Annotated in this window: 14 protein-coding genes; 5 read left to right on the forward strand and 9 right to left on the reverse strand. The window is 69.3% G+C overall.

Annotated features, from left to right (window positions below):
• Nucleotides 1-26 precede the first annotated feature (26 nt).
• The 3 genes from OC534_RS14725 to OC534_RS14735 form a co-directional block, all read right to left on the reverse strand.
• Complete coding sequence (locus tag OC534_RS14725; protein ID WP_136003478.1) at nt 27-458, reverse strand: DUF4123 domain-containing protein; 432 nt, start codon at nt 456-458, stop codon at nt 27-29.
• Nucleotides 455-856, reverse strand: coding sequence for a PAAR domain-containing protein (locus OC534_RS14730; protein WP_229296518.1), 402 nt, complete (start codon nt 854-856; stop codon nt 455-457). Before OC534_RS14730 ends, OC534_RS14725 begins: the two co-directional genes overlap by 4 nt.
• 170 nt (nt 857-1,026) lie before the next feature.
• Nucleotides 1,027-1,218 (reverse strand): hypothetical protein, encoded by a 192-nt coding sequence (locus tag OC534_RS14735; RefSeq protein ID WP_262072057.1) that lies wholly within the window; start codon nt 1,216-1,218, stop codon nt 1,027-1,029.
• 211 nt (nt 1,219-1,429) lie between these two features.
• On the opposite strand from OC534_RS14735, the gene OC534_RS14740 reads away from it, so the two are divergent.
• Nucleotides 1,430-1,948, forward strand: a complete 519-nt coding sequence (locus OC534_RS14740) for a hypothetical protein (RefSeq protein ID WP_208020020.1) — start codon at nt 1,430-1,432, stop codon at nt 1,946-1,948.
• Between the two features lie 12 nt (nt 1,949-1,960).
• Here OC534_RS14740 and OC534_RS14745 read toward each other — a convergent pair whose 3' ends face one another.
• Nucleotides 1,961-2,833 (reverse strand): MnmC family methyltransferase, encoded by an 873-nt coding sequence (locus tag OC534_RS14745; RefSeq protein WP_316044087.1) that lies wholly within the window; start codon nt 2,831-2,833, stop codon nt 1,961-1,963.
• 129 nt (nt 2,834-2,962) lie between these two features.
• On the opposite strand from OC534_RS14745, the gene OC534_RS14750 reads away from it, so the two are divergent.
• Entirely contained in the window at nt 2,963-3,823 is an 861-nt protein-coding gene (locus tag OC534_RS14750; protein ID WP_136003485.1) for a hypothetical protein, read from the forward strand.
• On the opposite strand, the gene OC534_RS14755 is transcribed toward OC534_RS14750, so the two are convergent.
• Nucleotides 3,811-4,263, reverse strand: coding sequence for a hypothetical protein (locus OC534_RS14755; protein ID WP_017355672.1), 453 nt, complete (start codon nt 4,261-4,263; stop codon nt 3,811-3,813). The genes OC534_RS14750 and OC534_RS14755 overlap by 13 nt on opposite strands.
• A 211-nt stretch (nt 4,264-4,474) precedes the next feature.
• On the opposite strand from OC534_RS14755, the gene OC534_RS14760 reads away from it, so the two are divergent.
• Nucleotides 4,475-4,960, forward strand: a complete 486-nt coding sequence (locus tag OC534_RS14760; RefSeq protein WP_262072059.1) for a transposase — start codon at nt 4,475-4,477, stop codon at nt 4,958-4,960.
• A gap of 196 nt (nt 4,961-5,156) precedes the next feature.
• On the opposite strand, the gene OC534_RS14765 is transcribed toward OC534_RS14760, so the two are convergent.
• Nucleotides 5,157-5,558 carry a hypothetical protein gene (locus tag OC534_RS14765; RefSeq protein ID WP_243746352.1) on the reverse strand — a complete coding sequence of 134 codons (402 nt, stop codon included), beginning with the start codon at nt 5,556-5,558 and terminating at the stop codon, nt 5,157-5,159.
• Between the two features lie 159 nt (nt 5,559-5,717).
• On the opposite strand from OC534_RS14765, the gene OC534_RS14770 reads away from it, so the two are divergent.
• Nucleotides 5,718-6,041, forward strand: coding sequence for a hypothetical protein (locus OC534_RS14770; RefSeq protein WP_229296516.1), 324 nt, complete (start codon nt 5,718-5,720; stop codon nt 6,039-6,041).
• Nucleotides 6,042-6,089: 48 nt separating this feature from the next.
• Here OC534_RS14770 and OC534_RS14775 read toward each other — a convergent pair whose 3' ends face one another.
• The gene (locus OC534_RS14775) at nt 6,090-6,461 is read right to left on the reverse strand and encodes a MerC family mercury resistance protein (protein ID WP_017355668.1); all 372 of its coding nucleotides are present in this window, start codon (nt 6,459-6,461) and stop codon (nt 6,090-6,092) included.
• Nucleotides 6,462-6,529: 68 nt separating this feature from the next.
• Between OC534_RS14775 and OC534_RS14780 the strand changes: the two genes are divergently transcribed.
• A complete protein-coding gene (locus tag OC534_RS14780) occupies nt 6,530-7,861 on the forward strand; it encodes a GTP-binding protein (protein WP_153164955.1) in 1,332 nt (443 codons plus the stop codon).
• A gap of 12 nt (nt 7,862-7,873) precedes the next feature.
• Here the strand turns inward: OC534_RS14780 and OC534_RS14785 are convergent, their stop codons facing one another.
• On the reverse strand, nt 7,874-9,484 hold the full coding sequence (locus OC534_RS14785) for an ATP-binding cassette domain-containing protein (protein WP_262072062.1): 1,611 nt from the start codon (nt 9,482-9,484) through the stop codon (nt 7,874-7,876).
• Between the two features lie 175 nt (nt 9,485-9,659).
• Nucleotides 9,660-10,544 (reverse strand): LysR family transcriptional regulator, encoded by an 885-nt coding sequence (locus OC534_RS14790; RefSeq protein WP_262072066.1) that lies wholly within the window; start codon nt 10,542-10,544, stop codon nt 9,660-9,662.
• Between the last annotated feature and the right edge of the window lie 102 nt (nt 10,545-10,646).

Here is a 10,646-nt window from a genome sequence, read left to right on the forward strand (position 1 = left end):
CACCCGGTGTGCACGTGCGCGCTCCCTCACTCCGGCAGGTATTGCCCGCGGCAGGTGCGCCAGCCGGTGAACGGCGCAAACAGGGCATGCCGTTGCTCGGCGGTGAGCACCCGGTGCAGCTGCTCCATCACGCGCGGGTCGTAGTAGCGCAGCAGGCCCGCACCGCCGCCGGGGAGGCGCAGCGTGAGCAGCCTCTGCAGGTGCGCGAACACCGTCTCGAAGGGGCGCATGCTGGTCAACAGGGTGATCCCGTTGGGGTGCTGGCGCTCTACCTCGGCCAACCACTGTGCGAGCTGCGGCGCATCGGCGGGTGCGAGCAGCCACGGCCCGGAGGTGGAGGCCGTCGCATCGGGAGTGCCCAGGAACAGTGAGCGGTAGCTGGCCGGGGGGGCAAGGCGCAACAACGCCTCGGGCGTGTCGGGGCGCACGGCGGCGTCGAGGATCACGTAGGCGATCATGCGGCACGCGACAGAAAGGCCGTGCCCCGCTCGCCGGCACTCCGCAGGCAGCGCTCGCAGATGGGGGTGGTCTGCTGCGGGCGCGCGGGTGCGTTAAATGCCGCCGGTGCCTTCGCCACGGCAGTGGTCGCGGCAGGGCCATCGTCGACATGGACCAGGTGCTGCTGCCCGGCGGTCAGGCTGCAGCCACAGGCCAGACGATCACCCTCGCGTGCCACCGGCTGGCCATCGATGATGAGGGTGGTGTCCCCGGAAACGATCGGAAAGGCACCGCCATGCGCGGGGCAGGTGGCGTAGTCGTTGATGCGGGCGAGGGGCTTGCCCTCGATGTCGGTGAAGGGCGAACCGGTGATGACACGGCCGCCGCTACTGGTGCGGTCGCCCACGACGATGAGCATTCGCATATGCATACCCTGGGTTGGACGCGGGGGAGTCTTCTAGCACGCTGGCCGCTGGCGACGTGCCGTTCTGCAACGGTCCTGCACAGTGCGTCACGCAGTGCGTGCGGAAACGGGTTGAACGCGACATGTGTGGGCAGCGTCGATGTCTGTGGATGAGGCTGCATGCGTCACTTCGCGCAGGCAACGACGGGTACGACCGCGTGGTCAGCCGCAAACTGACGCGCCGCCTGCGCACCGCTCAGATGGGCGTAGCGGGCGAGCAGCACCGTGTCGAGCCCGGCGATGTGGTGATCCAGCGCGTAGACGCGCCACAGCTCCTCGTCGAAAGCGAGCAGCCAATCGTGATCGGGCGAGGGCATCGGAGGCTCCTGAAGGACGGAGCGCCAGCCTGCCAGCGCGGGGCGCGTGTCCGCACGGAATGGCGTCTCAGTTCCGCATGCGCGCTGCGCACCGTTGCGATGGGTGCAGTAGCGTGCCGGCGTCGTGGGCCAGGCAGTTGCAACCGATCCTATGGTCATCGCGTACGGCATTTCCAACAATCGCCACCGAGAACCGGTTGGGAGTACAGGTGTGGATGCATCGATGTGGTGGTCGTCGTGGGCGGGGCCGATGCTGGGCTGCGTTGCGGCCGGTGGCATGGTGGGCCTGGGGGTGTTGGCTGCCACGCGCGTGCCGGATATCTCCGGCGTATGGACCATGACCACCCGTCAGCAGAGCTCGCTCGCGAGCGAGACGCCTGGCATGGATGTGACGTATCTGGTGATGCTGTCCCAGCGCCGTGGGCGGGTGGAGGGAATCGCCGAGCGCGTGCGCGACGTGCATGCCGATGGCAGCGTGCGCAACTACACCGGCAGCCATCGGCAGCGTGCGGAGATCAGCGGCGGGCTGTTGGGCGGGGTTTTCGAGCGGCACCAGTTCCAGCTGCTGTTCCGTGAACATGGTGCGCATCGCAGCCACGCCACCACGCACCGGTTGGAGCGCCGCGTTGGCCGCGGCGAATGGCGGGGGCAGTTCTGCTCCAGCGCGGCAAGCGTGGCGGGCCAGGCGCGCTGGTCGCGCGGTCTCGGGAGTTTCAGCTTCAGGCGGTGAATGCGCCCGCGTTCAGCGCTTGATCGCCAATACGCCATCCAGCGCAAGCTCGGCCTTGAAGCCGGCCTTCTCCAGGCGCTTGGCCACTTCGCGCGGCACATCGCGGCCGCTGGTGAGTCTGTTGGGTGCGCCGGTGTAGTGGAACATGCGGCCGCCCTTGCGGATCACCCGGGCGAGCTGGTCGTAGAACACCTGCGAGTACAGTTCACCGGCGATGCCGAAGCGCGGCGGGTCGTGCAGGATGGCGTCGACGGAGGCGGTTTCCAGCGTTTCGATGGCCTGGGATACATCGGCATGGGTCAGCGACAGGCGGCCGCCGCTGCTGGCGGCCTCCGGATCCGGCGACCACGGGTTCAGCGTGCGAAGCCACAGCACATCGGCATTCTTCTCGAACGAGAGAAGGCGGGTGACACCGCCTTCCAGGCAGCAGGCAGCGAAGTAGCCGAGCCCGCCGCAGGTGTCCAGCACCGTTTTGCCCGCCGGGGCGATCAGCGTGACCTTGCGCCGGGCATCCTCGAACGGCGACACCTGCGCGCTGGGCAGCATCTTGATGCCGTCGATCTCGAAGGTGGGCGCGTCCCAGTCGGTGGGCACCAGTTTGATGAGCGCTGAGCCGAAGCGCGAGATCGGCGCGAAGTCCTCGCCATCCCAGTAGTAGAGCGTGCGGTCCTTGGTCTTGCCGGGGTAGGCGTAGAACTGGCCGTGCCAGCGCCAGCGGTCGGCCCCGAGAATGGCGGTGCCGGTGCTGCGGCCGAGATCCAGCGAGCCGCTCCATTCGCCTGTGCCGGCATCGCGGGCGCGGAGCAGGGCATCGGCGAGCGGGCGGGTCAGCAGGGGGCCGGTGTAATGGGGCACGGGATCGGGGGCGCCGGTGCTGCGGGGCAGCCGGGCGACAGGGCAGTCAAGGGGTGGGCATCGTACCCGAGAACGCGGCCGGGCCGTGTGACCGGGATGCGCTGCCGCAGGATGGCCGGTCTACAATCGGAGCGCACCATGTGGGTGGAACGCCCAGGCATGGCACGAGCGCTAACCTCCGGGCGGACCATGAACGCAGCCATCGAGCAGTCCCGATTTCCTTGGCATTCCCGGGCGGGCGAGGGGGTGGCAGCCGGCGTGATGCTGGCCGTGCTGCTGAGCCTGACCGGCTGTGGGCAGCCGGACGATGTGGGGCCGCCAGTACGCCTGCACGAGGTGGCGAGCATCGAGATCACGTTCGTACAAGGCCCCTTCGAGGACGTCGAGGAGGTGCATCGCCTGCAGCAGGGCGCCGGGCATCGTGTCTTTGAACGCACCTCCGAAGTGACGTGGCGCGGCGGCCCCGCGACGGTCACCACCGGCACGGTACCGCCGCAGCGTGTGGCCGAAGTGCTGCGTGCGGCGGCGGCACCGGTGTGGTCCCGGCAACGTGCGGTGGACATGGCCGCGCGACGGCTGCGTCCGGACGCCCTGATCGAGGACGTGGTGCCGCGGGACATGGCCTCTCCGGGCTGCAGCGCGGCGGACCTCCGCAAACGCATGGGCGCGGCGCTGGGCGGTGATGCGTTGCGCGCGCAGTTGCTTGCCTACTACAGCGATGCCTATGGCTGGACCGATGATGCCCCCTCACTGCGCATGACGATCCGCTACGACGACGGGACGGCGTCGGTGGTGCAGTCCACGTCGCAGAAGGTGCGCATGTTGCCGTGGCAGATGGGGGGGCCTTCGGACACGCCGCGCCTGAACTGGTCGGTCCCGCTGACCGAGGCCATCGCCCGGGTGCTGCCGCCGGCCTCGGCCGCCGCCGAGCGGCTGGAGAGCACCTCCTACCGGCACATGACCTCACGCCTGCTGCTTGCCGCGCAGGCGGAATGCGCCGCCGGCCATCAACCGCCGTGACGGAGATAGTGCCCGCGCGCGAACAGCCACTGGCACCGTTTCTTTACCATCAGCCGCGGACGGCCGCGTTCGATCACGACCGGGTTTCCTGCGCTGGCCTGGCCCTGGAATGTGGCATCCGGCTTGAGCAGCGCAACTCCGTTGAGGCCATCGGGCGTCAGCAGAATGTCATCGATGCCGACCGCATCTTCCGGGCTGAACCGGGTGGCGATCTGGGCGTCGAGGGCGGTACCCAGCGGGGTATCGACGCGCCGCCAGGGCTGGCCCTCGCGGAACGACATGACATAGGCCCCGTTCTCGCGCACGACCTTCACTGATTCCTTGGCACGGGAGGTGTCGGCATAGCAGCCGATCAGCCGGCCCTGGCCGGTGCTGTGGCCATCACGGCAGGCACCGAGCAGCAGGATCAGGGAGACCAGCAGAAGTGGGGGGCGGCGCATGGCGTGACCGAAGGGAGGCAGAGGTCAAGTGTAGGCAAGTCCCTGACGCGTTGGTGCGGCGCATTCCCGGTGCGAGCTGCGGCATCCCCTGATCGCACCGGCGTGGTGGGATTCGCACACTGGCCGCATGTCCCCGCCTACCCGCCCTTGGTCGCCCGGTGCCACGTACTTCTTCAGTGCGCACCTGCGTGATGGTCACAGCCAACTGCTGGTGGAGCACGCCACCTACCTGCGGCTGGCGTTCCGGATTGCGCGGGTGGTGCGCCCGTTCCGCATCAACGCCATCGTCGTGCTGCCCGATCACCTGCACGGCGTTTGGACGCTGCCGGAAGGGGACACCGAAGGGCATCAACGCTGGAGCCAGATCCAAGCCGTGTTCGACCGGCACCTGCCGGGCAACCCGCCTCGCGCCGTCCTGCGCCGTGACCGGCAGGTGCGTCCGCTCTGGCACAGCGGGTTCCGCGAGCATCGCATCCTGGACGATGCGGATCTGGCGCGTCATGTGGCGTACGTGCATGAGAACCCGGTCAAGCACGGGCATGTCCGCGATGCCCGGCAGTGGCCGCTCAGTTCAATCCATCGGGGCGTCGGGCGGCCGGTGGCGGGGTTTGGGGAGTGCCGGGAACCGGGAACGGGCAGCGCCCTGGGCGAAGACGCGGCCAGTGGGATGGATCAGGAGGATGCAAGGGGATGCTGAAGTATGGGCAGGGAATGCCGGTGGGGGCCGTGCAGGTGGCGGCGATGCAGGGGCGTGACGGCTGGGGAGTCGACGACACGCCACATGGGCGGGCACCCGGCGAAGCCATGACGCCAGGTGGGGAGCGCCAGGGTTCCGCACAACCGGGGGGCGGAACCGCTGGCGCTGGGCCGCTACCCGGGGCGGCAGGGGACGCTCAGGGGCATGCGACCGGATAAATGGGGCCGGCGCCGATCAGCAGCAGGCCCATGTAGTCGCTGTCCGATGCCTTGCCTTTGAGGGTGGCGCCGGCATTGAACTTGAACAGGCCAAAGCCGCCGCGGGGGCTGACCAGTGCCTTGCCGATCTGGTCGGCGTCGTCCTTGAAGAACCGCGCGATATCGGCGCGTGTGGATTCCTGCAGAGGCGTCGGCTCACGCTGCCATTGATCGTCGCGCTGGAAGGATACGTAGTAGCGGCCCTGCTGCTGCTCGATGCGGAACTCCGCCGGCTTGCGCGGGTGGGTGGCGTAGCAGCCGAGCATGGGATCGGCGGAAAACACGTTGGCGCTGTTGGTGCCGTTTCGGCACGCCGTGAGCGGCAGCGCGGCGAGGAGCATCACGCTGTAGATGGACGGGCGGAGAGAGTGACGCATGGCGGTTCCCTGTAGGCCTTGCAGCATTCTAGGACGAGCGTGCAAAGACGCCGTGCGGGCGGCAAGGGTGGCTGCGACGCCGAAAGGTGGTGTAGCGTGGAGGCTCGCCCTGGGAGAACGCGAGTGAGCTCCGAACCATCGTTGACTACCGCGCCGCGTCCAGCGCGGACCGCACGCGCGCCGTGGTTGGGGTTGGCCAGTTTCCTTGGATTGCCGCTTGGCGGTGCAGCCGGTTACGTGGCGGCACACCTGGGCAGTGCCGCCGCCACGGGGGAAGGCACCACGGGGGCGGCCATCGGTGTGCTGGCCGCGGCGGTGATCGGCCTGATGGCCACGGTGGGCGCGCGCGTGCGCCAGGAGCGGTGGCCGTGGCTGGGCATCGTGGGCGCGGTGGTGAGTGCCGCGCCGCTGGTGGTGTTCATCGCCGGCATGATGGTGATGCGCTGAGCCATGCGCGTGCGGTAGACCGCGCTGCTACAGGCGGCGTGCCGGAGGTCAGTGTCGGTGCCGCCGCCACGCGTTCCAGACATGGGTACTGGCCAGCAGGAGGCTGCCGGCGACGGTCAGGGGCGTTTCGCTGTCGTGCGTGGGCCAGCCGAGTGCGCCGGCGAGCAGCAACAGCAGGCCGGCGGCGGCGCTGATCAGCGCTGCCGCAGGCAGGGGCCGCTGACGGTGCGCGCGCCACAGGGCCACACCGGTCAGCGGGACGGCGATGGCCACGAACAGCGCGTGTACCCACTCGGCCTCGGCCCATACCCCCATCAACGGAAGGGTGGCGGCCAGCAACGGCAGGGCCAGGCAGTGCAGGAGACACAGGCCGGACAGGGCGAGGGCACCGGCATCGAGCAGGGCGGAGGATCGCTTCATGGCGGGGGGGCCTTGGTTTTTGAATGTTATATAGTAACATTTCAGTTCTCCTTGCTGCCTGCCCTGCCATGACTGCCTCCCGTCCTTCCCCCGATTCACGCCTGCCGGTGACGGTGCTGTCCGGCTTCCTTGGCGCCGGCAAGACCACGCTGCTCAATCAGATCCTGCGCAACCGCGAGGGACGGCGCGTGGCGGTGATCGTCAACGACATGAGCGAGATCAACATCGATGCGCAGCTGGTGCGCGACGGCGGGGCGGCGCTGAGCCGCACCGAAGAGACGCTGGTGGAGTTCAGCAATGGCTGCATCTGCTGCACGTTGCGCGATGACCTGCTGCAGGAAGTGAAGCGGCTGGCTGCTGCGGGGTGCTATGACTACCTGCTGATCGAGTCGACCGGCATCGCCGAACCGATGCCGGTGGCCGCCACCTTCCAGGTGCGCGATGCAGACGGGTTCTGCCTCAACGACATCGCCCGGCTGGACACGCTGGTGACGGTGGTGGACGGGCAGCAGTTCCTGCGCGACTTCGGCTCGACCGACCGCCTGGCCGACCGCGGCCAGCAGGTCGGGGAGGACGATGCACGTGGGGTGGTTACGCTGCTGGCCGAGCAGGTGGAGTTCGCCAATGTGATCGTGGTGAGCAAATGCGACCTCACCGATGACGACACGCTGCAATCGACACTGGCAGTGCTGCGCGCGATGAACCGCGACGCGCGGTTGCTGCTCGCGTCGCGGGGGGACGTGCCGTTGCATGAACTGCTGGACACGCGACGCTTCGACTTCGTGCGTGCGCAGCTGGCACCGGGCTGGATGCAGGCGCTGCGCGGCGGGCATACACCGGAGACCGAGGAGTACGACATCACCAGCTTCGTGTACCGCGCGCGGCGACCGTTCCACCCGCAGCGTTTCGCGCGGGTGCTGGAGCATGGGCTGGGCAGCGTCATCCGCAGCAAGGGTTTCTTCTGGCTGGCCAACCGGATGGACTGGGTGGGTGAGCTTTCCGGCGTCGGTCCGGCCATGCAGACCCAGGCCGCTGGCTTCTGGTACGCCGCGCGGGAGCGCGTGGCGGCCGGGCTGGAGGGCACGGCGCCGGTGTTGCCGCCCACGCCGGTGCCCTACACCGACGTGGGGTGGGCGCGCCAGCAGATGGCATGCTGGACAGCGCCGATGCCCGCAGTGGACGAGGTGGGTGACCCGGGCGAGTACCAGGCGATGCGCAGGCTGTGGCACCCGTGGTGGGGCGACCGCCGCCAGGAGCTGGCGGTGATCGGGGTGGCGATGGATGCGGCCGCGGTGCGCGCCGAACTGGATGCGTGCCTGCTCAACGATGACGAGATGCGTGCCGGGCCGCTGCTGTGGCAGGTGCTGCCCGACGCGTTCCCTGCCTGGGCGCGCCAGTAGCCACGGTAGCGGTCAGCGGGCATGCAAGACCCAGCCGTGGTCGCCGGCGTCGAGCCGATGGGTCAGGTGCAGCGCGTCGAGCAGATCGGGATCGTGCGAGACCACGATCAGCGTGCCGGGATACTGGTTGAGCATGTGCTCCAGCGCCGCCAGTGAGGGCAGGTCGAGATGGTTGCCGGGCTCGTCCAACAGCAGCAGCTGTGGCGGGTGCTCGGCGTACAGCAGGGCGGCCAGCGCCGCCTTCAGCCGTTCGCCGCCGCTGAGCGCATGCAGCGGCCGCAGGCTGCGTCCGGCATCCAGCCCAAGCAGGGCCAGGCGCGTGCGCAGGCTGCCCTGATCCTCGCCGGGGTGCGCGCGCTGCAGCCATGACAGGGCACTGTCATACGCAGGCAGCGCGGACAGCGACTGATCGAGCAGGGCCGTTCGCGCAGAGACGTCCACGCGGCCGCTGCAGGGCGCGACAGTGCCGGCCAGCAGACGCAGCAGCGTGGATTTGCCACTGCCGTTGCGGCCGCTCACGCCGATGCGCTGGCCGCGTTGCACTGTGAGGTCGAGGGTGTGCCACGGTGGCGCGACCCACGGCAGCCCGGCGGCAACGAGGTTGGCCACGCGTTGCGGGCCGGGATCGTCGAGCACCGGGGGCAGCATTGCGATGGCGACCTCCCGTTCGACGTCGACGGCAGCCGCGTCCACGCGCGCGTCCAGTGCGGCGCGCCGTTCCGCCTGCTGCATCTGCAGGCGGCCGGCACTGTGTTCGCTGCGGTTCTTCATGCCGCCAAGCAGGATGGGGGCCTGGTTGGCGGTGCGTGCGTCGCGCTGCGCGCGCGATTGCCGGTGCGCCTGCCGCTCGCGCTGCTCGCGCAGGACCTCGTGCTGCTGGCGGCGCTCACGCTTGCGCAGCTCGAGCAGCGCCTCGGCGGCCTTGCGTTCGTCGTGCTTCCGCGCGGTGTAATGGGCGTAATCGCCGCCGTAGCTGCGCAGCCCGGTAGGCGAGAGTTCGACGATGCGCTGCATGCGTTGCAGCACGGTGCGGTCGTGGCTGATGACGATGAGACCGCCGCGCCAGTCCGCCATTGCGTCCAGCAGCCGATCGCGGTGCCAGGCGTCGAGGTGGTTGCTGGGCTCGTCGAGCACCAGCGCGTCGGCGTTGGACAGGAAGGCACCGGACAGTGCCACCTGCATGACCTGGCCGCCGCTCAGCGTGGCGGCCGGGCGCAGCGGATCGAGCGCGGGCAGGCCGAGGCGATGCCACTGCGCCTGCAACCGGTCGCGCAGGTCCCAACGTTCGCCGACGCAGGCGAAATCCTCGGGATCGACACTGCCCGCCTCGATGCGGGCCAGTGCGTCGAACACCGGCCCGACACCGGCAAGGTCGACGATGCGACCACACGGAACGCCGCTGAGCTGCGCCAGCCGCTGTACGTGGCCGTGGCGCTGGATGCGTCCGGCGGTGGGGGCCAGCTCGCCGCTGAGCAGACGCGCGAGCACACTTTTACCGACACCGTTGCGCCCGACCAGGCCGGTCGGCGTGGTGTTGAAGGAAAGCGAAAGATCGGAAAACAGCGCACGGCCGTCGGGCAGCGTAACTGCCACGCGGTCGAGCGTAAGGGCGAATGCGGTCATGCGACCTCCATAGATGCCGTGAACTCCTCCCTGCCGGGCAGGGTGGTGAGGAGACAGGCCGTCAGACGACGGCGGCATCAATGGCGCATGCGGGCATACCTCGGCAACTCAGGCGACTGGCTGTCGCGAACCCAGTATACGGAGGCACCGGTGGCCAGCGATGAACGCGCGCTGCTCAGCAGTCCACGCCGGTGAGGCGGGCGCTGACGAAATCGATGAAGACGCGCAGTTTGGGTAGCACGTGCCGGCCCGATGGCCAGAGCAGGTAGAAGGTGCCGCAGGCATGGATCTGGTCGGCCAGCACCCGCTGCAGGCGGCCGTCGGCGAGTGCGTCGCGCGCGGAGTGCTCGGGAAGGTAGGCGATGCCGCGCCCTGCCAGGGCGAATGCCAGGCGTGCTTCGATGGTGTTGCTCACCATCGACACCGGCAGGTCCAGCGGGGGCTGGCCGGGGGCGACTGGCACGGGCCACGGCTCCAGTTTGCCGGTGCTCGGGAAGCGGTAGTGCAGGCAGTCGTGCTGACGCAGATCGGCCGCGGTGCGCGGGGTGCCACGGCACGCCAGATACTCCGGTGCGGCGACCAGGTAGCGCGGGAACACGCCTAGTCGGCGCGCGCTGAGGCGCGAGTCGCCGGGGTCGCCGACGCGCAGCACGGCGTCGAACCCTTCTTCCACGACATCCACCAGGCGGTCATCGAAGTCCAGCTCGAGCCGGATGCCGGGATAGGCGGCCATGAATTCGGTCAGGATCGGCAGCGACAGGTCGCCCACCAGCGGCAGGCCAAGCCGCAGCACGCCGACCGGCGCGGCGGTCTGATCGGCCAGCTCGGTGCGGGCGGCGTCGCGCTCGTCGAGGATGCGACGGCAGCGCACCAGGAAGCGCTCGCCTTCGGCGGTCAGGGTGATGCTGCGCGTGCTGCGGTGAAACAGGCGCACCCCCAGCGCCTGCTCCAGGCGGGTGACGCTCTTGCCGGCGGCCGAGGCGGTGATGCCCTGCAGGCGGCCGGTCTCGACGAAGCTGCGGGTGTCGGCAACCTGCACGAAGGTCTGCAGGTTGCCCAGATTGTCCCAAGGTGACCTTGGCGGGAAACCGGCGGGAAGCCCCCCTGGTGCTGTCTCTTTAACACAATCGACGCCGGCCGCCGACCCCCCTTGGTAGATTCT

Source organism: Stenotrophomonas sp. Marseille-Q5258 (assembly GCF_946900935.1).
Taxonomy (GTDB): Bacteria; Pseudomonadota; Gammaproteobacteria; order Xanthomonadales; family Xanthomonadaceae; genus Stenotrophomonas; species Stenotrophomonas nematodicola.

Coding starts and splice junctions, on each gene's coding strand:
- OC534_RS14725 (WP_136003478.1), bottom strand. CDS start 458: ATGATCGCCTACGTGATCCTCGACGCCGCCGTGCGCCCCGACACGCCC.
- OC534_RS14730 (WP_229296518.1), bottom strand. CDS start 856: ATGCTCATCGTCGTGGGCGACCGCACCAGTAGCGGCGGCCGTGTCATC.
- OC534_RS14735 (WP_262072057.1), bottom strand. CDS start 1,218: ATGCCCTCGCCCGATCACGATTGGCTGCTCGCTTTCGACGAGGAGCTG.
- OC534_RS14750 (WP_136003485.1), top strand. CDS start 2,963: ATGGCACGAGCGCTAACCTCCGGGCGGACCATGAACGCAGCCATCGAG.
- OC534_RS14755 (WP_017355672.1), bottom strand. CDS start 4,263: ATGCGCCGCCCCCCACTTCTGCTGGTCTCCCTGATCCTGCTGCTCGGT.
- OC534_RS14765 (WP_243746352.1), bottom strand. CDS start 5,558: ATGCTCCTCGCCGCGCTGCCGCTCACGGCGTGCCGAAACGGCACCAAC.
- OC534_RS14775 (WP_017355668.1), bottom strand. CDS start 6,461: ATGAAGCGATCCTCCGCCCTGCTCGATGCCGGTGCCCTCGCCCTGTCC.
- OC534_RS14780 (WP_153164955.1), top strand. CDS start 6,530: ATGACTGCCTCCCGTCCTTCCCCCGATTCACGCCTGCCGGTGACGGTG.
- OC534_RS14785 (WP_262072062.1), bottom strand. CDS start 9,484: ATGACCGCATTCGCCCTTACGCTCGACCGCGTGGCAGTTACGCTGCCC.